The organism is Nostoc sp. 'Lobaria pulmonaria (5183) cyanobiont', from assembly GCF_002949795.1.
In the GTDB taxonomy this organism is placed as follows: domain Bacteria; phylum Cyanobacteriota; class Cyanobacteriia; order Cyanobacteriales; family Nostocaceae; genus Nostoc.
The window spans coordinates 5822623-5846031 of record NZ_CP026692.1 but is presented as its reverse complement, the minus strand read 5'-3'; the positions used below and the strand labels follow the sequence as shown (position 1 = coordinate 5846031).

Annotated in this window: 16 protein-coding genes; 8 read left to right on the top strand and 8 right to left on the bottom strand. The window is 43.0% G+C overall.

The window, feature by feature from the left end:
• Positions 1–544: 544 nt before the first annotated feature.
• The 3 genes from NLP_RS25865 to NLP_RS25855 all read left to right on the top strand — a co-directional run bounded on the left by NLP_RS25865 (position 545) and on the right by NLP_RS25855 (position 5337).
• Complete coding sequence (locus NLP_RS25865) at positions 545–2821, top strand: protein phosphatase 2C domain-containing protein (RefSeq protein ID WP_104908827.1); 2277 nt, start codon at positions 545–547, stop codon at positions 2819–2821.
• A gap of 148 nt (positions 2822–2969) precedes the next feature.
• Positions 2970–4544, top strand: coding sequence for a CHAT domain-containing protein (locus NLP_RS25860; RefSeq protein WP_104908826.1), 1575 nt, complete (start codon positions 2970–2972; stop codon positions 4542–4544).
• A gap of 145 nt (positions 4545–4689) precedes the next feature.
• Positions 4690–5337, top strand: a complete 648-nt coding sequence (locus tag NLP_RS25855) for a hypothetical protein (RefSeq protein WP_104908825.1) — start codon at positions 4690–4692, stop codon at positions 5335–5337.
• 312 nt (positions 5338–5649) lie between these two features.
• Here the strand turns inward: NLP_RS25855 and NLP_RS25850 are convergent, their stop codons facing one another.
• The 6 genes from NLP_RS25850 to NLP_RS25825 all read right to left on the bottom strand — a co-directional run bounded on the left by NLP_RS25850 (position 5650) and on the right by NLP_RS25825 (position 14184).
• Positions 5650–7032, bottom strand: a complete 1383-nt coding sequence (locus NLP_RS25850; protein WP_104908824.1) for a PrsW family glutamic-type intramembrane protease — start codon at positions 7030–7032, stop codon at positions 5650–5652.
• Positions 7033–7618: 586 nt separating this feature from the next.
• Positions 7619–8221 (bottom strand): DJ-1/PfpI family protein, encoded by a 603-nt coding sequence (locus tag NLP_RS25845; protein ID WP_104908823.1) that lies wholly within the window; start codon positions 8219–8221, stop codon positions 7619–7621.
• A gap of 334 nt (positions 8222–8555) precedes the next feature.
• Positions 8556–9008: a nitrate reductase associated protein gene (locus NLP_RS25840; RefSeq protein WP_104908822.1), complete on the bottom strand. Its 453-nt coding sequence runs from the start codon at positions 9006–9008 to the stop codon at positions 8556–8558.
• Positions 9009–9114: 106 nt separating this feature from the next.
• On the bottom strand, positions 9115–9573 hold the full coding sequence (locus NLP_RS25835) for a phosphate-starvation-inducible PsiE family protein (protein WP_104908821.1): 459 nt from the start codon (positions 9571–9573) through the stop codon (positions 9115–9117).
• A 292-nt stretch (positions 9574–9865) separates the two neighbouring features.
• Entirely contained in the window at positions 9866–12106 is a 2241-nt protein-coding gene (locus NLP_RS25830) for a molybdopterin oxidoreductase family protein (RefSeq protein WP_104908820.1), read from the bottom strand.
• 575 nt (positions 12107–12681) lie between these two features.
• Positions 12682–14184 carry a NarK family nitrate/nitrite MFS transporter gene (locus NLP_RS25825; RefSeq protein WP_104908819.1) on the bottom strand — a complete coding sequence of 501 codons (1503 nt, stop codon included), beginning with the start codon at positions 14182–14184 and terminating at the stop codon, positions 12682–12684.
• A 283-nt stretch (positions 14185–14467) separates the two neighbouring features.
• Here NLP_RS25825 and NLP_RS25820 point away from each other — a divergent pair, with 283 nt between their 5' ends.
• Positions 14468–14710 carry a hypothetical protein gene (locus tag NLP_RS25820; RefSeq protein ID WP_104908818.1) on the top strand — a complete coding sequence of 81 codons (243 nt, stop codon included), beginning with the start codon at positions 14468–14470 and terminating at the stop codon, positions 14708–14710.
• On the opposite strand, the gene NLP_RS25815 is transcribed toward NLP_RS25820, so the two are convergent.
• A complete protein-coding gene (locus NLP_RS25815; RefSeq protein WP_104908817.1) occupies positions 14707–16290 on the bottom strand; it encodes a ferredoxin--nitrite reductase in 1584 nt (527 codons plus the stop codon). The two genes, NLP_RS25820 and NLP_RS25815, sit on opposite strands and share 4 nt — an antisense overlap.
• Positions 16291–16800: 510 nt before the next feature.
• On the opposite strand from NLP_RS25815, the gene NLP_RS25810 reads away from it, so the two are divergent.
• The 4 genes from NLP_RS25810 (at position 16801) to NLP_RS25795 (ending at position 21848) form a co-directional block, all read left to right on the top strand.
• Complete coding sequence (locus tag NLP_RS25810; RefSeq protein WP_104908816.1) at positions 16801–17214, top strand: QcrA and Rieske domain-containing protein; 414 nt, start codon at positions 16801–16803, stop codon at positions 17212–17214.
• Positions 17215–17260: 46 nt separating this feature from the next.
• On the top strand, positions 17261–18562 hold the full coding sequence (locus tag NLP_RS25805; RefSeq protein WP_104908815.1) for a HEAT repeat domain-containing protein: 1302 nt from the start codon (positions 17261–17263) through the stop codon (positions 18560–18562).
• A gap of 832 nt (positions 18563–19394) precedes the next feature.
• On the top strand, positions 19395–20306 hold the full coding sequence (locus NLP_RS36235) for a WGxxGxxG-CTERM domain-containing protein (RefSeq protein WP_199784694.1): 912 nt from the start codon (positions 19395–19397) through the stop codon (positions 20304–20306).
• A gap of 594 nt (positions 20307–20900) precedes the next feature.
• Positions 20901–21848: a LysR family transcriptional regulator gene (locus NLP_RS25795; protein WP_104908813.1), complete on the top strand. Its 948-nt coding sequence runs from the start codon at positions 20901–20903 to the stop codon at positions 21846–21848.
• A gap of 93 nt (positions 21849–21941) precedes the next feature.
• Here NLP_RS25795 and NLP_RS25790 read toward each other — a convergent pair whose 3' ends face one another.
• Positions 21942–23384 carry an eCIS core domain-containing protein gene (locus tag NLP_RS25790; protein WP_104908812.1) on the bottom strand — a complete coding sequence of 481 codons (1443 nt, stop codon included), beginning with the start codon at positions 23382–23384 and terminating at the stop codon, positions 21942–21944.
• Positions 23385–23409: the final 25 nt, after the last annotated feature.

Here is a 23409-nt window from a genome sequence, read left to right as displayed (position 1 = left end):
GAGTGCTGAGTTAAAAGTGTCTCGGCTTAGAGTGAAAAGATTCATAAGTCTACTTCTTAACTCAGCACTGACTCAACTCTAGCTATCCGCTAACAGCAGTCCTCAAGAGATTTTTAGAGCCACTGGATTTATCAGGTACTTTTGCCAAAATTAATATTTACTATTCTTAATTCTTAAATCAAAGTTAATTCTTGCTATCCTACTTATAAACTAAATAAATACCAACATTCTCTGCCTGTTAATGATGGGGTAATTTAGCAAAAACAAATCGCGCAGTTATGCTTGGGTTATGCTGTGGTGACAGGGTTGGAGTTAGTTGCTTTGGCGATGGAGAGTCACAGGGCAATAGAAGCTATGATTAGGCTGTAGGGTTGAGTTAGGAGCATATTTTTTGGAGCAGATAAGTATTAGCACCTGCTGATATCCGCCAGCTAAAATCATCATCTAAAGTCTGGGTATGTCAAGTTTAAGAAAGATGAGCGGTCTAGATTGTCCCTACTAATGCTATTAAAGAAATTGCCAATCGCTGATCGGTGCGAAAACTATGGAAAATGACGCGGCAACGCTCTACTGTCCAAACGAAAATTGTCAGGCTGCCAACCCCCTGACTCACAAGTTTTGCCAGCGATGTTCCACGCCCCTACCCAAAAATTATCTCTGGGCTGTGGTAGATAGTCCAAGTGTGGGTAGCCCTGGAGAAATATTAGCCGATCGCTATTTAATTCTTGATAAATTTGTTCTTTTAGATACGAAGCCTGGTTTATTAGCGCTAACGCCTGAATTAGATAATTTGCAGCCTCTAAAAGCTTACCTGAGATTGATTCCCTACCGTTTACACGTACCCCAGGTATATGGAGTGCTTTTTGTTGCTGACGGGTCTTCCCACCGAGAAATATTACTCTTAGAAAAACCGCCGCTATTAATAGATGATACTATCCAACAAGTACATTTGGGCAGCCAGTTAAGCACCGCTTGGCGTAATGCAACATCAATGCGCCAACTAAATTGGTTATGGCAAATAGCTCATCTGTGGCAACCTCTTGTGAGTGAAGGTGTCGCCTCTAGCTTACTTGACTCTGATGTATTACGGGTAGAAGGATCGTTAGTACGTTTGTTGGAATTGCGTTTTGATAGCGCCACATCACCAGAATTGCCCCAATTAGGTGAATTTTGGCAACAGTTGGTCAGCACTGCCAAACCAGCAATCGCGGAATTTGTTGATCGCGTTAGCCTTGCTTTAATTCAGGGAGAGATTAATTCAACCGATCAATTAGTCGGAGTTTTAGATCGGGGACTGGCAGGGTTAGGGCGATCGCAAACACCCACCATCCAAATTATCACCAAAACCGACACCGGGCCAAGTCGCCAACGTAATGAAGATGCCTGTAGCCCCCCCAGTGGAACTCTGGTGAGCAAACCACCCCAGCCAACAGCCTTAGCAATTGTCTGTGATGGCATCGGCGGACACGAAGGCGGCAATGTGGCCTCAAATTTAGCCATTGAAACAATCCAGCAGCAGGTACAGCAACTAACAAAGGTTCCCTACGACCATATAGACCCTTCATTGCTGCTGAATGACCTAGATAAGGCAGTGGCAATGGCCAATGATAAAATCAGTCAGCGCAATGACGGTGAAAATCGCCAAGGGCGTCAACGCATGGGCACGACTTTAGTCATGGCATTGCCTGTTGCTCATGAAATGTATATTACTCACGTTGGCGATAGTCGTGCCTACTGGATTACACGTCACGGCTGTTATCAAGTTACCCTCGATGATGATGTCGCCTCCCGCGAAGTGCGACTAGGTTATGCCATTTACCGCGAGGCAGTGCAACAAAGTGCGGCTGGTTCTCTCGTCCAAGCTTTGGGGATGGGTTCTAGCACTTCATTGCATCCTACATCGGGACGGTTTATGCTCGATGAAGATGCTGTTTTTCTGCTCACATCCGATGGTTTGAGTGACTTCGATCGGGTAGAAGAGTATTGGGAAACAGAAATCTTGCCGATTTTAGTTGGGGAAGCAAATATAGCAACTGTTGCCGATAGATTAGTCGAAATTGCTAATACTAAAAATGGACACGATAATGTCACCGTCGCTTTAGTTCACTATCAAGTCCAATATTGGGAACCAGAAATCACCATCCAAGCAGTGATTCCAGAGAGTTATTCTGCCAAAACTGTTGATTTAGCATCCAGGGCGACAGATGCGACAGTTTTAGGCAGCCCAAACCATAAGACTCAGGTGATTCCAGACACTGAGCCTGCTAAATCTCGTCAATTCCCCCTACAGTGGATAGTTCCATTAATATTTGTGGTCGCAGCAGGTTTTTTAGGATTGTTCGTCAAGCAACTGCGATCGCCATCAGGGGCCTCTCCAATTTTTTCTAATCCATTACAAACTCAAAACCCTGCCAACCCTGCCATTGAAGCGACATCTACACCGCGATCGCTGGCTAATCTTTCTCTTGGTTGGGTAATTAAAACCAATAATGACATCTCCTTGGGAAACAACCAATCACTTCCTCGTGGGACTTTTTTAGAAGTTATTGAGAAAAAATCAAATCCAAATCCTGCTTCTGGGAGTTTTTTGATGTCTATGCGAGTCTGTGCCAATAAAACTACACAAACTCCAGCTAATCCTAATAACCCAGATGTAACTACCTCAGTTCCACCAAATTCAAAACCTTTGCCAGCAACAGTATTGCTAAACTCCTTCCAAGTCAACCGTTTTGGCGTTGTTTTACAATCAAACGTACCAAATCCATGTAGATCTGTGACGCAACCGCCAGTTACCGAACCATCTGACACCAGTCCAACTTAATCAAATACTCGATAAACTAGTAAAAACCTGGAATAATAACAGGTAACAATCAGAGTAAAAAACTTACAAGGTCAAAAAAGTAGAAAATTTTCACCTTGGAGAATTGTTATTTGAAATTATTTTTTTTAGCTTTTAGTTTAATGAATCCATGCCATCCCTGAATTTGGCGATCGCCCGTCTCTTAAACACTGGCACTGACAACTTCGCCATTTGGGTGGTCAAGGCTCCATATCCCAGTGGTTACGTTTTACGTGACTGTGTATGGCCTGTTGAACTCACCCAAGTCTGGCAAGAATGGCAGCAGATGTTTGCTGGTCATGGTCGCCTAGATATTTCCCCAAACTCAACATCTCAAAAGGTCAACCCATTCCCTATAGATTGGATTTCATCCCCTTCAGGTCAAACTACTGGTCCCTACAGCAGTCGTCTGATGCAACACTTGGGAATGAATTTATGGCACTGGGTATTCGACGGACAAATTCTTGGTAGTCTAGAACGCAGTCACGGTATGGCTATGGGTGAGCATACACGTTTGCGCTTTCAACTAGAAATTCGCGACCCGGATCTGATCGCTTTCCCTTGGGAAATTATGCAGCGCAAGCCTGGTCAATCGGCAATGTCTCTGTCGCAAGATTTGCTATTTAGTCGCACCACCACTGAAGTTGACGCGTTACCGTATTTGCGAACTGACCAAGCTTTAAGTATCCTGCTGGTTTTAGGTCATGATGACAAGCTGCAACTAGAACGAGAAGCCGCTATCTTACAGCAAGCTCTTGCAGATACGCCTGGTAATGCCCAAAGATATGCACCTTGTGTCGTGAATAAACTCATTCAACCAACTCCACAACAGTTGATTGATGAATTAGAAACTAAAGAATACAATGTTTTCTTTTACGCTGGACATGGTTTGCCAGACCCAGATGGAGGGTTACTATTTTTGCGACCAGATATGCCCCTCAATGGGATAGAATTGGCGCAAGTATTGACCCGTACAGGAGTGAAACTAGCAGTTTTCAACGCCTGTTGGGGTGCACAACCAGCCGCGATCAATCATCAAGCTATCCCTGCCAGTAGTTTAGCAGAAGTACTGATTCGTCATGGTGTACCTGCGGTTTTGGGGATGCGCGATGAAATCGCTGACCACGAAAGCCATAGTTTTATTCAAGCCTTTATCGAAGCTTTGCGATCGCACAAGCCAATTGATGAAGCCGTAGCACAGGCTAGGCAAGAGTTGTTAACACTGTATAAATTTAATCAACCTGCTTGGACTTTGCCTGTTCTCTACCTGCATCCAGATTTTAATGGCGAACTCATTAAAAATCTGGATGAAGGTATTACGGAACTACCAGATACAGCCATTCCTGATGTAGGTTCCTCGCTTGCGATTGCTTCTTTGCGATCGCTCACTCCAAAAGGTAAAACCTGGCTACTGCGTTATGGTGTTACCCGCATCGGCCGCACGAAAGATAATGATATCGTCATTCCCGAACCATCTGTATCCAAACGCCACGCCGAAATCTTCTGCCGCAACACTCTTACTGATGCTACATTAATGCGAACTTATTACTTGCAAGATTTTTCCACCTACGGAACAACCTGGTTTTTAGGCCCTAATGGCTGGCAACAAATCCTCCGAGAGGAAGTCCCTTTGAAATCGGGGATGCAGTTAAAGTTTGGAAGTGCTAGAGGTGAAACTTGGGAGTTTGTGATTGAAGACTCCTAACAAAGCTATTGTGTAAATGAATTTGAGTCTTTAGCATCAGCTTTTAAAATCTGTTTTTTGGAGAAAAAATCAACTTTTTTTGCGGAAATCTCCTCTTAGAACTTGTAGCTGTCAATACCACCAAATAATCATCAGGTAAGAAAATATGGCTGACAAAATTAACGGCTCAGACACTTTCTCTTCTTTGCCATCTCAAGTAGATTTAGAGTTATTAGAAGCGTTACTAGAACCAGAGGATGCTAACTATCCCTGGAATCCAGGTGATGATGAATCAGAAGCTTATTTTCAGGAACTAGAACAACAGTTCGGAATGCAAGATTTGCTTGATGAAGAACTAATTAGGCGCTCGCAAGATTTCTACGGACATTTAGATACACTTTGGTCTAGTATTACTCCTACACCAGACCCTAATGATAACCCACAACAGGCAGTAGTGCTTAACCTTCAAGAAACATTACGTACTAATTTTTCCGTCTGTGTGCCCCAAATATTGCTCAATACCATCGCCACCAAAGCTGCTGAGATATTTGCGGCTCGCCAATTAATCAGCGAGCAACTAGTTGAGTGCGTTCAGACAGTACTACCAACTTGGGGAACAGAGGATCTGATGGTTTTGGCTCGTCCTTTTGCTTACGCTATGCGCAGTAGCGAATCGCAAAACGCGGTATCTGCACTCAGTAATCTTCAAAACAACGAGTGGACAGCTTTATCAGAAGTGGAGAAAGCAAAGGTTAGTTTAGCGATCGCTTCTTATGCTTTTACTGAACTTAACAAGTCCCAACCTGAACTATGAATGGGGAGTGGAGAATGGGGAATTGGGAGTAGTGAGTAGGAAAAGTTTTCACTATGCCTTGTGTTCGTGTGACCCGCGCTTTGTATTCACTCTATTGATAGATGTCTTTTGCAAAGATGTTGGTTTCCCTTACCCAAAGATATAGAGTCGAAAATCAAGACTTTTGCAAGAAGAAGTTTAATGATTTTTATTTTTGTAAGTATATTTACCCTATAATAAGTTAACGATACGCTGATTTTCAAACTAGGCCATCTATCCCAAGAGGTAAATACTCAAGCATTGCTTGTTCTCCCCCCTGCTCCCCTGCTTCCTCTATTTTGGTCCAAGAAATCGGGTAGCAAAATTTTGCGATCGCGTCGGTGACAGTGCCCGTGCCTTGAGAATTGCCGCCATCAAAAAGGCGTAAGATAACACTCCAACAACTACCAAAAGCAAGGCATTGATTGACCCTGTAGCATTCCACAAAGCATGAAGCGCAGAGGCACTCAGATAACCAATAGACAGAATTTGCCAACTTCTACTGGGTTTGAGGACAGCCAACCCGATAAAATAACCCAGGTAGCCACTATAAGCCATGTGTCCAGCTACAGAGCCTAAAATTCGCGGAATTAGCAGTTGTAAACCTGCCAGTTGACCAGCAGCCCCTATACCCACCTGTTGCGTGACATTTTGAGTAATATCCGGCACATACTGACCGAGGGTTTCCAAGAGAGTGAAGCCCACAGCAGAAGCTGTACCCAGGAGAATACCATCTAGAGGTTCCCAGATACCGATACGTTCTCGCCAAGGTGAAGACAACATTCTACCGATGGCAAAGGCCCCTAGTACAGGTAATGCCTTGAGTAATTCTTCCATCAACCCAGCGCCAAAAAACATCCGCACCAGTAACTCTGTGAAGGTGATAGATTCTTGGGGTGTGGGCAAGCTTCCAGGCAGGATGCCGCGAAATACGAAGATAAATAGATCCAACAGCGGACTGAGCAAAATCAGGATTGTACCCAATGACGTAGCCATTAGCACCCACCAAGGCTTTTGTTTACCACAAAGTTGGTAAACAAAATAGTAGGCAGCGAAGGCGATGTAACTCGCTACGATTACTTGATTAGCTTGGGGGCGACCGACTGTAGCAAACATCAGCACCACAAAGACTACGGTCAGTATTCCCGGTACGAGGTAAGCTTTACTAGTTAAATCTTTACCAGTGGAAATAATCGGAAAAAGCTGGGTGAAGCTAACAGAATCTGGCTGCTTTAATTGCGTGTGGTTGTGGTAGTTTGTTGCCGAAGGCAGTGGTGTAACTTGGTTCACTGTCGTCGCCGGAGTCAGTGAGGTATACTCGTACTCAAAAATGTATTGCGGCCCATCAGCACCTAGAGAAATGCGATCGCCTGGGTGCAATTCCTGACATTCATACAAGCGTTCTCCATTCAAATAAGTGCCATTAGCACTATTCAAGTCACAAAGCACCCAACTAAATTTGCTATCTGGGGATAGAGATAGGGGACGAACCACAGCATGACGACGAGATACCATTCGGTACATCATGGCATCCAAGACAACTTGGCAGCTGGGGTCGCGTCCAATTACCATTTCTTTACTGGGGGGCAGCGAGTAGCGAGATTCTGCTCCCAAAGCTACCCCATTACCAGACACTAGCCGCAGAAATGCATTATGTCTTGCGTTTTTGCCTGTCATCGAGTTAGAGTGCGTTTCTAAACTAATTCTTCACATAATTTGGCAGCAGGACTAACCTTAGCCACATTAGCAGCAGCATTGCTAAATCCACTATAGCTTCACTTACTGCTAAGAAATTTAAAATTATTGATGTAAAATTTCAAATTGTTTCACCTCATGTAAATAAGTATTCCATCTGCTGAGAGTTTGTCCTAAAACTGGCTTGTTAAGGAGCTAAATCAGATTGTCTCGATGCTCTACTTTTGACATCGTAGCGGCAAATTAAACCCACTGCAAATTATTAAAAAATAGTATTTTTTACTGCATTTAGTTATATTTCAAAAATATATAATTTTCAGTCGTATATTGTGAGCCAGTAAGGTTTTCTCCCAAAGGGAGAGGCTATCGCCTTTCCTTCTGTACGAGATGCTGCGCGAGCGGAACGGCGAACGCATCCCGTCTCATAGAAAAGCGGTAGCGACGTGGGAGCGTCACCTGAAATGTCAGTTGTTTTTGCCACTGATAATTGACTAAGCTCTTTTGGAGTGGAGAGTAGGTAAAGAAACTCTTCTAAAGTCTTGAATCAAAAGATATCCGGTATATTGCCTCAAATAACTGTAGCTAGTTCTGGGTGTTCAATCTTAGTTCCAAGTACTGTGAGGAATTCTGCTAGCCAATGCGGGTGAGCAGGCCAAGCTGGTGCTGTCACCAAGTTACCATCAACTATTGCTCGATCAACAGAGATATCAACATAGATCCCTCCAGCACTCTTGATATCTGGGCTACAAGCAGGGTAGCCAGTACATCTTTTACCTTGCAGTACATCAGCAGCTGCCAATATCTGCAAGCCGTGGCAGATGGCAGCAATCGGTTTATTCGTTTGGGCAAAGTGACGGGTGATTTCTAGCACCTGCTGATTCAAGCGGATATATTCTGGTGCCCGTCCTCCGGGAATGACTAAGGCATCGTAGGTTGTGACTTCTACTTCTGCAAACGTAGCATTTAAAGTGAAATTGTGTCCGGGTTTTTCACTGTAAGTCTGATCTCCTTCAAAGTCGTGAACTGCTGTCCGCACCTTGTCGCCAGCTTTTTTGTCGGGGCAAACTGCATGGACAGTGTGTCCTACCATTTGCAACGCCTGAAAAGGAACCATCACTTCATAGTCTTCTACATAATCGCCAACAAGCATCAAAAGTTTCTTTGCAGCCATATATTTTCTTAACCTCACTTTTTAGTCAATAATTGTTTATAGCGGTTCCCAGGTGCATGACGTGAAGTAAATATTGAAACTCCTCTGGCAATTCATGGAGAGGAGAGATAAAGCTGTGTTTTATGCAGGTGAGGTACAGCTTAACCCCACTCTTATTCAGAAACGCTATATAAAGTAAATATTAGTTTAAAATCAGCTATTTTAGGCGTTAGCATCCGCACGAATTTTTGATACATTACAACACATTTAGTTTTGTAATGTATCATTTGAGGGTGGGAAGTTAATAAAGTGTAATTCACTCTACAGATTTTTTATTTTCACTACTATTGACTAATTAAAGCAGATGAAATTCTGCGATCGCTCTAGGAAAATTTTTGTTTTCATGTCCTGGGTGGCTGAGTTTAATCAAGGCAAAACGCTGTAAAGGCGTTAAAACTGCCCAATTTTGCTGTGTTAGAGTTACACCTATTTCCTGAGCTTTGTCCTGAAGGCTAGCTGGTACAGTGGCAGAGTCTAGCCATGCCGGATGAGGCTCAATGGGCAATTTTTTAGCTGGTGTACCAGTACGTTGCATAATTAATTTCTCGATATGTTCGCGGTAAGATTGAATTTCCGTTTCTGTAGTGCAAGGTAATTCGACTAAAGCTTGACGCTCGGCTGTAGTCATTTGATTCCAATCAGACAATTTTAGCTTGATACCACAGGTATCTAATTTACAACGCACCTGCATGGGGATGCAACGCAGAGAATCAACAAAGTCTGCTTCAAATTGAAAGAAATCTGTCATAGCTCGACAAACCCAAAGTTGATGGGTGAGGATGGGAAATAGGGAATGGGAAAAGCGGCAAGTTTTGTGGCGGAGTATAAATCCCCATTAGGAATTACGAATTATTTTAACTTGCATCTTTAGAATTACTGAAACGAATTATCAAATAACTAATCGATAAGGCAAGAATAGCTACACCTAGACCAATTATATCAAGACCTCCAATTTTTTCTAAGTCAAGAATAATAATTTTTCTGGCAACAGCAATTAAAGAAGTGACAATAACTAATTCAACCTGAAAAACGTGTCTTCGTAAATAGGCTGTAATATTCTCTAAAATTTCTAACGCAATTAAAATATTTAAAAATAAACCGAAAACCTTATACAGGGTTGTGTTAAACTTCCCATAAGGAACTATAAATAATTCTTTAAAAATAAAAATTCCTAAATCTGTGATTGCTACAAAAATTACAATTACCATGAAAATAGATAGAGCTTTAGAAACTAGCACTTCTATGTTTTCAATGATGTACATGAAGTTCTCATCTTTGGTAGCTCCTAAAATTTGCCTAAGTAACTTTTTCATAGTGCTGCACCCGATTATAAAATAAAATCCCATAGATAAATCTAGAGGATGGGAAAAAGATTACTTGCTGATGCTTTGTAAATTTTCTATCGGTTTTTTATTCTTTATCTATAGCTGAAATTAAGTTTAGTAAAATCTCTTATTACTAAAAATTTATCTCTTTAAATATAGTAATTGGTAACAGTCAAAATTAGAGAGTCATAAAAAATGATAATAACTATTGACTATTGATTATTGACGAAATTACCTATTGCTGGTTATAAATTACCACTTTCGAGCTACAGTTTGCAGCTTACCATTGTGAAGACTGGAGTTGATGATTTTTGATGGGGACTTCCACCGAAATTGGTATCAGCTGTACCGCACAGGCTTTTAATTCTGGTTGCAGTGAATCGGGGCACGATTCTGGATGGGTGAGGGCATTAGCTTCGGCATTGTCAGCCCACAGCGAACCCCAGTGCATGGGGACAAAAACTGTACCAGGTGCGATCGCTTTTGTCACTTTAGCAGGAAACTTCGCTTTACCCCGACGCGATCGCACTTCCACATCCATACTATCGACAATACCTAACCAAGCAGCATCACGGGGATGAATTTCGATAAACGGTTCGGGATGCATTTTGCAAATTTTTTCAATTCGACCGGTGCGTGTTTGCGTATGCCAGTGTCCGTAAAGTCTTCCATTAGTTAGCACAAACGGATAATCTGGGTCTGGTGGTTCTGCCAATCCCTTGGAGTAATATGCCCCAAATCGAGCGCGTCCATCAGGGGTGTGGAAGCGCAAGTTAGTGTATAGTCTTTTCCCAGAGCGATTGGCAGATGCTTCTCCCCCTGCTCCTCGGTCACTGAGCGTAGCCGAAGTGCTGCTCCCCCTGCTCTCTTCAGGATGAGGCCATTGAGTCGGGCCTTGTGTCTGTAATTGCGTGTGACTGATACCTGTCATCTCGCAGGGACGATTTTTAGTTAGTTGGACAAACTCAGCGTAAACTTCTGCGGAGTTCGCAAAGGCAAATTCTCTCTCAAAACCTAATCTACGTCCAACTTCGGCAAAAATTTCCCAATCTGCTTTAGCTTCTCTTGGCGGTTGACGGAATGCTGAACACAGAGTTACCACTCGTTCGGAGTTTGTCATCACACCAGTTTTTTCACCCCACTGGGCTGCTGGTAGCAGAACATGAGCGTAAGCAGAGGTTTCTGTAGGATAATATGCGTCTTGGTAAATAGTGAAAGGCGATCGCAACAACGCCTTTTTAGTCCGCTCTAAATCTGGCATACTCACAGCTGGGTTAGTAGCTGCAATCCACAGTAACTCTACAGCGTCATTTTCCAACCCAGTAATCATGTCCCAAGCAGTTAAACCGGGATTGGGCGAAATTTGTCCTGGCTTGAGTCCCCAAAACTCCTCAACTTCTGCACGGTGCTGGGGATTTTTCACCGCTCGATAACCTGGTAATAAATTCGCCAAACCTCCGGCTTCCCGTCCTCCCATCGCGTTCGGCTGACCTGTCAGCGAAAAAGGGCCAGCCCCAGGTTTGCCAATCTGTGCAGTCATCAGGTGCAGGTTAATGATAGTTCTGACTTTAGCCGTCCCTTCTGAGGATTGATTCACACCCATTGACCACAAAGATAGTACCCGCTCAGATTCACCCCAATAACGAGCTGCTGTTTCTAAATCTTCAATACTGATTCCACAGTGACGAGCTACTATTTCTGGGGGATAGTGGCGAATCACCTCAGCATAAGCGGGAAAGTTGCTGGTGCAATCGTCCATGAACATGGTATCAATGTAATTCCAGCGCATCAACAAGTGGGCGATGCCGTTTAACAAGTCAATATCTGTACCAGGACGAATAGCTAAATGCAAATCAGCAGCTTCTGCGGTTGGTGTGCGACGGGGATCGACCACTATCATTTTGACTTTGCGGTTCTTTTTATGATATTTCTCCAGTCGATTGAAAACGATGGGGTGACATTCGGCTGTATTAGTACCAATTAGAAATGCACAGTCGGTTAATTCCAAGTCATCGTAACAGCAAGGCGGGCCATCTGAGCCAAAGCTTTGAATGTAGCCAGCCACTGCACTAGACATACATAAACGTGAGTTGGCATCAAAATTATTAGTACCCAGACAGCCTTTCATCAGTTTCTGAGCTATGTAATAATCTTCGGTTTGAAACTGACCGGAACCGTACATACATAAGGCTTTTGGCCCTTGAGTGAAGCGGATAGTTTGAATGCGCTGCGTGATTATATTAAAAGCTTCATCCCAACTAACACGCCGAAACTCTTGATCTAAGGAGTCTCGCACCATTGGGTAATGTAATCTATTTTTATCTAAAGATTCTGCGATCGTTGCACCTTTGACGCAAACCATACCCTGGCTGGATGGATGGGCTTTATCACCCCGCACCCGCCAAATTGGATTTCCTTGGCTATCTCGATTAGTTGCTTTGCCCAGTTGGGCTGGAGGTGAGACTTCTAAACCACAGCCAACACCACAGTAAGGACAGAGAGTTTTGGTAAATTCACTCATGGCAGTTGTACCATTTTGTTATTTTGATTGTGCAACCTCAGATGCAGCGCCAGCTTGGGAAATTTATATGTTGCACGCTAATCCTGGATCTAAAGATATCCATACGGTTTGCTTACAGCAGAATTCAAGTATTTGAACCACATCTGTTATAGGGGCACAAGGCCTTGCGCCCCTACCGCATGGTCTATTTACCTGAAAATAGCTGTAAAGATATGTAAGTTGGGTTTTGCTCCGCTCATCCCAAAATTAAAGGCTAATTGTTGAGTTTCTTCCTCAACCCAACTTACTACTGCGTAAAGTGAATTAATTTTTGCAGGTTAATGCATTGGCATTGCAGGTTAATGCATTGGCATTGCAGGTTAATGCATTGGCATTGCAGGTTAATGCATTGGCATTGTAGGTCGATGCATTGGCATTGCAAGTCGATGCATTAGCATTGCAAGTCGATGCATTAACAATGCAGGTTGATGCATTGGCATTGCAGGTGAAGAGACACTGTAGGCAAGCGGGGAGAGGAGACTTTGATGTAAATCAAAAATGGGGTGGGGTTCTTATTTTTGATTTATGCAATAAGTTTATTCTTCCGCTAAAAAGGTAGGATTTTTAGTTGTGGTTTCTGGTAATTCACCTTCATAAGCAGCGGCAAAAGAGCCTTTTGGTTCTTTGAGGAAGAAGGCACACATAAAAGCACATACTAAAGCGGCTAAACCCATTGTAGAAAACAGTGTTGGAGCATCGGTTAAGCTGAAAATTGTCAGGTAAACTACGCCACCAAAATTACCGTAAGCTCCCACATTCCCGGCAATTTGTCCAGTGGCTTCTTTCTTAATTAGGGGGACGATGCTGTAAGTTGCACCGCAGCCAGCTTGGGCAAAGTAGGCGGCAAACATTGTCACTGCGATCGCTACCGGAATCGGCCAGCTACTACTAATAAAACGTGCCATCAAATAACTAACACCAATGCCAGTACTGATAATTGTCATTGTCCACTTACGGGAGTTAAATTTATCAGAAATTAAGCCACCACTAGGACGAGAAATTAAATTTAAGAACGGATAGGTAGCGGCAATCATCCCAGCGGCAATATGCTCTAAAGCAAAGGTTTTTTCAAAAAATGCTGGGAGCATGGAAACAACTGCTAATTCACTGCCAAAGCTTGTTATGTAAGTAAATTCCAGTAAAGCTACTTGACCAAATTGAAAGCGTTCAGATGGAGCGTAAGTTTTGTTGCCAATTAGAAGTTCTCGGTTTACTTCCCAAGCTTTGTAACTTTGATAAGCAAATAATCCTGCTAATAGTAACCAAGTCAGATACATTTGGCTCAAAGTTAGGAAGTGAATATTCTTTTGTTCCAAGCGCCAAGCTAGTAAACCCAAGGCAAAAATCAAACCCAAATTCGAGACAATCATCGCCCAGAAGCTTTTAATGCTGGTTACTTCTAGAGAACCATTTTTCTGAGGTTTTTTGTAGACTTTTCCTGTGGGTGTATCTTGGACACTGTTGTAATAAATTACGCCGTAGATGGCTGCAATAATCCCTGTAAGTGCGATCGCAAATCGCCAGTTAGAAGCACCACCAGCGAAAAAGCTGGTAGAAACTGCAAGTATCGGTAAAGCAAACTCTGCACCAAAAGCTCCAAAGTTGCCCCAACCGCCATAAATACCTTGGGCAATTCCTATTTCCTTCGGCTGGAACCATTCCGCCACCATGCGGATACCCACAACAAACCCAGACCCGACAATTCCCATTAGCAAACGACTGATGACTAGTTGATTAAAATCTTGCGCTAGCGCCGTTGCTAAACAAGGAATAACCGTAAACATCAGCAGGATTGAGTAGGTGATTCTGGGGCCAAAACGATCCAGAAGCATCCCAATAATTAGTCGTGCAGGAATTGTGAGGGCGAGGTTACAGATGCCTAAAGTTTTGATTTGTTCTGGTGCTAGATGTAGTTCTCTGCCAATGGTCGTAGCGAAGGGAGCAAAGTTAAACCAACAAACAAAGGTGAGAAAGAAAGCAAACCAAGTCTGATGTAAGATGCGGTAGCGATCGCTAAATGAAAATAAGTTTTTAAGCATTCCAGTCTTTCTAATTGAATAAAATATGGAGAAGAGGTAAGGGAAGATGCAATACGGTTCGGTTAACGTGTTTATTCGTCGGAGATCCCCCCAACCCCCCTTAAAAAGGGGGGCTTTTTTTTCTAATTACCCCCTTTTTAAGGGGGTCGCCACAGGCGGGGGGATCTTATCCGAACCATATTGAGGGGAAGTTGAGCCTTTGAACTCGAAGGTTGAGCCTTTTATCTCGGAAGTTGAGCCTTTGAACTCGGAGGTTGCACCTTTGAACTCGGAGGTTTAGCCTTTGAACTCGAAGCTTGAGGCTTTGAACTCGAAGCTTGAGCCTTTTATCTCGAAGGTTGAGCCTTTGAACTCGAAGGTTGAGCCTTTGAACTCGGAAGTTGAGTCTTTTATCTCGAAGGTTGAGCCTTTTATCTCGGAAGTTGAGGCTTTGAACTCGAAGGTTGAGCCTTTTATCTCGGAAGTTGCACCTTTAAGGTTGAAGTATGAGTTTTGCCCAATGGCGAATACCTCCGATAAGTACTAACAGTTACTAACTACTAAGGCTTCTTGTTTGGGTTTTGCCCCAAAGTTTTTGATTAGTAAATCTTGCAATACTGGCTGCAAGTCCTCGCATGGTATGCCTTTCATAACACAAGTTCCCAAATGGGCATCTTTGCCAACTTTCCCACCCATATATATGTCAACGCCTTCCAAGGTTTTGCCATTTTTGCGAGTTTTAGTTCCCATCAAGCCGATGTCTGCAACTTGGGGTTGTCCGCAGGAGTTGGGACAACCTGTCCAATGAATTCGCACTGGTTTGGTGAAGGTTAACTCTTCTTCTAAGGCTTTTATCATTGCCAGGGCGCGGTTTTTGGTTTCGATGAGGGCAAAGTTGCAAAATTGTGCGCCTGTGCAAGATACTAGCGATCGTGTCAGCAAACCTGGATCAATAGAAAACCTTTCCAGCAAAGACTCTGTTAAAAATGTTGCTAAACGTGAGTCAGCAATATTGGGTATAACAATGTTTTGCTCAACTGTGAAACGAATTTCGCCAGTGCCGTAAACTTCTGCTATACGAGCGATTTCAAACATATCTTCGGCATCCAACCGACCGACAGGAATGTTTAAACCTGCGTAATTTAATCCTGCTTGTTTTTGTTTATATACCCCAATGTGGTCGCGTTTTTCCCAGTCGATTTCGTCTTTTGCTGCTGCGGATATTAATGATTTACCCAAACGGTTTTCTACTTCTGCTCGAAACTTTTCTAAACCCCATTCATCGATTAGCCACATCAAGCGCGATTTTTGTCGATTAGCGCGTAAGCCACAATCGCGAAATACTTCCAAAACCGCTCTACATAAAGCTACTACATCTTCTGGAGCCACCCAAGCATTCAGAGGAATCGCCGCCTCACAACGTTTAGCGGAGAAAAAGCCACCGACTAAAACGTTAAACCCGAATATTGGTGATTGGGAAAATTCTTGCCCTGTCCCCTCCTGAAATGCGGGAATAAAAGCCAAATCATTAATTTCAGCATGAACTGAATTGTCTCGTCCACCTGCGATCGCAATATTAAACTTTCGTGGTAAGTTGCTAAACTCTGGGTTCCCTTCGCCTTTGTTGGTGAGCATATCTTGAATTTGCTGTACCAACTCTCGTGTGTCGTACAACTCATCTGCATCCAACCCCGCCACAGGATCGCCTGTGATATTGCGGACGTTATCCATCCCCGACTGAACGCTGGTTAAACCAACTGCGTCAAATCTATTAAAGATATCTGGTAAATCTTCAATTCTGATCCCCCGTAATTGAATATTCTGTCTGGTAGTAATATCAGCGCAACCATCATCACCGTAACGCTGCACCACTTGGGCTAAAACACGCATCTGACTGCTGCTGAGAATACCGTTAGGCATCCGCAACCGCATCATAAACTTACCTGGGGTAACTGGGCGAAAAAACACGCCTACCCATTTGAGTCGATGATCGCGATCTGTTTCGTTCATTGCCTCCCAACCCAGAGCGGCAAATTTCTCTATCTCACTTTTGATGGCGAGTCCATCTTTTTCTGCTTTTAATTTCTCGAACTTATTGAGGCTAGGGGTATTTGCTGTGTCTGTCATGAGGCTGAATCTCGTTGCAAATTACTGATACAATCGGCAAATGTGGTCGTAATTGCCCAATATCAATCAATTCGTAGTTACATTAGGTGCTGTATCTACGAGGGCTAGGGAATAAAAACTTAATATTTAATTACGGCTGATTATTTTTGCTCAAGAGCATTCCAGCGCGAAACTTCAAATCCGTGGTTATTTAAAGAAAATTTGTGGCTATTTACATCTTGGGAATTTGTCAAGCAGGTTTAGATAATGTTCATGTAACAATTTCAATACTCATAACTTAAGGTGAGATTTTTGTTAAAATCGTATAAATTGTTACGTTTTTTGGTAATATTTACAAAAAACGCATGAGTCCTATGCATTTTTTACATTAAAGTCACCAATAAACGATGTAGAACCCTTAATCAACGGTATTTGAGATGACTGAAGCAATATTGGATCGCCATAGATTAATCTAAAATCCAAAATTGAATGGCAGATGTTAACTAAAACTTAGATATTATTTCAGCAGCTATGAAACGTCGTGATTTTATTAATTGGGTAGGTTTGGGTTTGATTGCGAGTTCTCTACCTGTAGCGATCGCAGCTTGTTCTTCTCAAACAACTCCAGCATCTAAAGATTGGCAAACAGTAGGTACATCAGCAGATTTAGATAAAACAGGTCAATTGCTGGCAAAAAACTCACCTGCTGGGCCTGTGCTGGTAATCGGCACATCTAAAGCCGGAAATCTAACTGCTGTTGACCCTACCTGTACTCATGCAGGTTGCACTGTAGCATGGAAAGCTGATGCGAAAAAATTCGCTTGTCCCTGTCATGGTTCGGAATATGGAGCCGATGGTAAAGTGCAAAAAGGCCCAGCGACAGAAGCGCTTAAAACTTATGCCGCCAAGATTGAGGGTAATTCGGTTGTAGTCAAGCCAGGTTAGTGGAGGCAGGGGGCAGGAGGTAGAAAATTGATAATTCAAGCAAGATATTGTGAGTAACATCAAACAGCTTTTGGTGCAAGCCGAGGCCGCATATTATGCAGCTGATTGGTCATCACTAATTCAATATTTGCAACAATTAATTTTAGGGGCAGACTCGGAACATCCAGAGATAGTTAAAAATCGAGAATATCTGTTAAAATTAACACTTCCCATGTTAGAAATGGGGGATTTTCAACAACGCTGGGAAATTACCAAAGTGTTGACTCACTTGGGAAATATTGCCATCCCATCTCTGGTAGAGATATTAGAAGATGAAGACGCAGAAGACGAATTGCGCTGGTATGCAGCCAGGACTTTGGGCGAATTTCAACACCCAAAAGCTATTGCGTCAATAGTTGAATTGTTGAAAAATGATCGAGATGAAGAACTTAAAGCGATCGCAGCTACAGCACTGGGACAAATGGGTACTGTTGCTATTACTTCACTAACTGAACTTCTATTAGATGAAAATACACGATTGTTAGCAGTGCGATCGCTTTGTTGTATTCGGCAACCAGAAACCATCACACCGCTGTTGAGTGTAGTGCAAGATCCGCAAGCAACAATCCGCGCCGCTGCAATTGAAGCCCTCAGCAGTTTTCATGACGAACGCATACCACCAGTATTGTTAAAAGCTTTGGATGATACAGCCGCCACAGTCAGGCGTGTAGCAGTGCTTGGTTTAGGTTTTCGTCCCGACTTACACCAAGCATTAGATTTAATAACGAGACTGCAACCTAAACTTTACGACTTTAACCTTGATGTTTGTTGTACAGCCGCAGTTACCCTTTCTCGGATTGGTAGTGATGACGCTGCCAAATACTTATTTGATTTGCTGATTTCACCCCAGACACCGATAACGGTGCAATTAGAAACCATCCGCGCTTTAAGTTGGGTAGGGACGTTATCGAGTTTGGAATATTTGCAAACAGCACTGAATCAAAGTACATCAGAAACAGTCTGGCAAGAAATTGTCACCGTTTTAGGACGAGTGCAAAAACCGCAGTTAACTACACCAGCCGCAGAAATCTTACTGCAAATACTGCGATTCCAGCATCCAGCCACAGAGATTGTCAGCATCAAAAGTGCGATCGCCTTGTCTTTAGGACAGTTAGGCAAAATGCAGGCAATTGAACCATTGATTTCGCTGTTAGGCGATTCTAACGCATCGGTGAGACTACATGCGATCGCTGCACTGAAAAATCTGGATGGGGAAGCCACACATCAACAATTGCAGCAGTTAGCAAATAATCATGCAATCACACCAGATTTAAAACAAGGAATAGCGATCGCTTTAGCCGAATGGTAAATTTTAGTCTCAACTTTTAATTGCGTAGCATCTCGTTGGCGCAGCCTCTCGTACAGAAGAGAAGACTAAAGTCATTATTACAAACCTTTAATTATTTACGCCATCCTACTTAACTGACAACAAAAGTATTCCTTAAGTCTAAAGTAAGACACTCCTAGAGTATGAAGTTATAAGTTCTCAGGTAAAATAGTATTGTAAAGGATTGTTTTTAGAGTCTCAACCGCTAGCAGCATCTAGCTGTTTAAAGTTTTTAGTTGATTTATATCCAAATAACTAAAAACTAGTGTCAATAAAGTAATTATATTTACTGAGATGAAAATCCTGATTAACTTAGCGATCGCTTGTACCTCTTAGGTAAGTCGATTTATCTAATTACAGACTCTAAAATGTTTTACGCTTATAAACTAACTTAACTTCAATGCCAAATTATTTCCTGCGATATAAGTAGTTTTACTCTTATGGTAGAAGTCCACCGAAAAAATAACACTTACGCTAGCTAATAACAACAAAATAATTCATAATAATCAAGTAAAAATGGGATAGGTAAAAGTAAATTTAATATTTAATTTATATTTTGAACAAGCGACTTTGTTCGTGGGTTCTTAATCCTGAATTAATTACTGTTTATGAGTTATTTTGTTGAATGGGACGAATAGTAAGTGGTGGTGGTATTTTTAAATCCTTTCAACGTTTCCAGAAGAAGCCAAGTAAAACACTCCTCAATCTTTAACTATGCCAGAAATTACCTAATTTAGCAGTGGATTAAAGAGACAATATCGCTTTTCAAAATCAATCAACCACAGAAATCTAGAACATAAAAGGAACCATAAGCATGAAGCCTTTAAATTTATCTAAAGCTGTTTTAGCTACTGTCTTTGCCATCAGTTTCGCTTCTGTATCCTTACCTCCTTCAGTTTTTGCCCAAAGTGGAGGTTCCGGCGGTGGAGGCTCAGGCAGTGGAGGCTCTAGTGGTAGCTCTGGCAGTGGAGGCTCTAGTGGTAGCACTGGCTCAGGAACTGGAAGCACAGGAACTGGCTCAGGAACTGGCTCAGGAACTGGAAGCACAGGCACTGGCTCAGGAACTGGAAGCACAGGCACTGGCTCAGGAACTGGAAGCACAGGCACTGGAACTACAGGCACTGGAAGCACAGGCACTGGAAGCACAGGCACTGGAACTACAGGCACTGGAACTACAGGCACTGGAACCACAGGCACTGGAACTACAGGCACTGGAACCACAGGCACTGGAACTACAGGCACTGGAACCACAGGCACTGGAACTACAGGCACTGGAACCACAGGCACTGGAACTACAGGAACTGGAAGCACAGGCACTGGAAGCACAGGAACTGGAAGCACAGGCACTGATTCCACAGGTACTGGAACCACAGGCGGTGGTGGTACAACAGGCACTGATTCCACAGGTACTGGAACCACAGGCGGTGGTGGTACAACAGGCACTGATTCCACAGGTACTGGAACCACAGGCGGTGGTGGTACAACAGGCACTGATTCCACAGGTACTGGCACAACGGGTACTGATTCCACAGGCACAGGCACTGATGCCACAGGTACTAACAGGAATACAGGCGTCACCACTTCCGAAAGAACTAGCGATCGCGGTTTCGATTGGGGTTGGCTAGGTTTGCTTGGTCTAGCTGGTTTAGCAGGACTACGTAATCGCGAAAAAGTCCGGGCTTATCGCGATCCTGATGAAGTCACAGGTTCTCGCTCCATAAAATAATATTCACAACACTCTAGGAGGGTACAGCCGTAGTTTGTGCCCTCTGTATCTCTTGTAAATCTGATGCGATCGCAGCCGTATCTGTAAGTTGTACAGCTATCTACTTGAGGTTGTACAAAATTTTGTATCACTGAGACCTGATAGCGTATCTTAATAAGAGTTAGGTCAAACTGTACCTTACCCCCAAGCCCTTTTTAAACTCACAAAGAGGGCTTGGGGGTGAAGGTTTTGATATGATTACTTCATGCACTTGGAAACTAATATATAATCTGTCGCATAATATGATGAAGTGAACTACTGATAGTTTGCTATGGCTAAACTCTCTGTTTCTGTAATTACAGGAGAGCGCTCAGAGCGATACTGTTAAAAATATTATCTAAAAATTTATATATTTCAGCAGAAAATAGTCAACTCTTTTTTGGTCAAATTTACCGAAAAAATCGGTGCAAAGCGGATAATTGACGACAAACGAGGTAAAACTTGATTTGCTTAAATGTAAATCAGAGAAAAAGACCTGTAACAAAGTCTACTAAATTGTGGATAAAAATCCGTTAACTTAATTAAACCGATAAATGTAATTCAGGCTACATAAAAATGCGCCTAGAGCAGTTGCAAGCCTTTCTAGCGATCGCCCAAACCGGCAGCTTTCAACAAGCAGCGCGAACATCTGGTGTTACCCAATCAACGATTAGTCGCCAAATCCAAGCATTAGAAGCAGATTTGGGGATAGAACTGTTTCACAGAACTAGTCATGCCAAGCTGACGCTAGGAGGTGAACGTTTGTTACCCCGCGTCCGCAAAATTTGCCAAGAGTGGCAGACTGCTACAGAAGAATTAGCCGATTTAATCGCCGGAAAGCAACCAGAACTTTGCATTGCCGTGATTCACTCCCTGTGTGGATCTTACTTACCACCAGTGTTGCAAAAATTTTGTCATGATTATCCAGATGTGCAATTGCGGGTGACTTCATTGGGAAGCGATCGCGCCCTGAAAGTCCTCAAAGATGGATTGGTGGATTTAGCAATTGTGATGAATAATCGCTTTTTAACCACCAGTAGAGAAATGGTGGTAGAAGTACTTTATGATGAGCCTATAGAAGTTTTAATCGCAGCCAATCATCCCCTAACCCAATATGAATTTGTCCCTTGGTCGGAGCTAATTCGTTATCCTCAAGTGGTTTTTAAAGATGGCTATGGGATGCAGCGCTTAATCCAAGATAGATTTGAGCGAATGGAGGCTACACTCCAGTCGGTTTTAGAGGTAAATACCCTAGATGCCTTCCGAGGAGTGGTGCGTCAAGGAGAACTGATAGCTTTGCTACCTCAATCAGCATTACTGGAAGCTCGTCTTGACCCTACCCTGGCGATTCGTTCCTTAGCCAGCAATAATACTAGCGGTTTAGCAGATGGTTCGAGTTTGACTCGTCGGGTAGTTATGGTAACAACTCAAGACCGTCTGCAAATTCCCCCCATCAAACACTTTTGGCAACTAGTGCAAGAAAATATCCCACTGCAAATTGACCAGCAGCGATCGGCTTCTTAAGCGTTATTAATGATTATTCAAGAGTCTTTAATTTCTGATGGGACTTTTGCAAGATAATTAATAGGTTTATAAAAACTAACTGTGCCGTGGTTCTTAGCCAGCCCTGAGTCTTGTTGGGATAAACTCATGCTCTATTATCTTGTTATTCTCGCACGTTAGTCGCTGTACACCAGTTAGCCACTGTTGCGACCCCCGTAACCCGATTTTGAACTTAACAGTACGGGATTTATACTCTTGTGTGATTGTGATCTGCGGCGGATCAAGAAATCTTGCCGTGAGCGACTTACCTGGATCTATAATCATGCCCTGAGTACCGAGTGCGTAGCTACGGAAAGTATTAGAATTTGGCCTGTTTGCGTACTGATCCAGCGATTCTGTTTCCGTAGTTCTATTGCCGCCGTTGTCTGTCGTAATCTTTGTTATTTCCTCAAAATATTCCAGTGGTGGCGGTGTCAAAAGGCGCAATCTTTTCTGCGATTTGTTGTACCATCTGATATTTATATATAAATTATGCCCAAATTGCCTGTCCGTTATGATATCGCTAGGCTGCATCGTCAAGATATCTAACTCCATATATTTTTTCCAGTCCTCCCCGTTCACCTGTATTTCTTCTATTTCATCGCCACCGTTATCTCTATCGCCACTGTATTTGGAAAAGAATTTTTTAACCTTTTCAAAAGGGTTACGCTGGATTACTGGTTGATACCCAGAAGGGGAGTTAAGAAGGGGTTTGGCTTGGATCTTGTTTTTTTTAATCTCCTGTTCAGGAAGCAATTTACGCCCAAGCGCACTACCATTTTGTTGGACAACGTGAGTTAACTCATGGGCAAGTAATTCCTTTCCTCCATGACTCTCAGGAGCATATTCTCCTTGACGGAAGAATATATCCTGTCCTGTAGTGAAGGCACGAGCTTGGATAGATTGGTTGAGTTGGTCAGAGTTGCTATCTGTGTGGATTTTGACACTGCTAAAGTCAGTCCCAAAAGCTTGCTCCATTGGTTGGCGGATATTGTCTGAGAGTGGCTGTCCACTTCCCCGTTCTTGTTGGATTGAAGTTTCCAAGTCAGATGTGGCTGCAACCCCACCACCCTGACGTTGTAGTGAAATATTAGTATCTGCCAGGGATTTCATTTGTAATTCTTCTTCTGACTCTGGTGATGCTTCCCGTTGCAGCGAAATATTGGCATCCGCCAGAGATTTCATTTGTAATTCTTCTTCTGACTCTGGTAATGCTTCCCGTTGCACAGACTGTTTACCTACAGACCCATCCATCGTCTGCATCACTTGCTGTGCTAGTCTATCAGCTTCCTGCTCGTAAATATCTCCTGGCTGGTTAACCGTGAGTTTTGTTTGTGGACGCAGTGACATTCGACTGATGTCGTGCATTAAAGGTAAATTTCGCGATCGCACCTCATTTGCTGCTTGGGATGAAGCACCAGAGGACTCTGAACCAAAACCACGTATTGGTTGTTTGAGTGCAGGTATTGAGAAGGAAGCAGTGGTAGCTTTTTTGGGCTGGCCTATGCGTTCTCTCATTTTTTTCTCCTGATGCCTAAGCAGT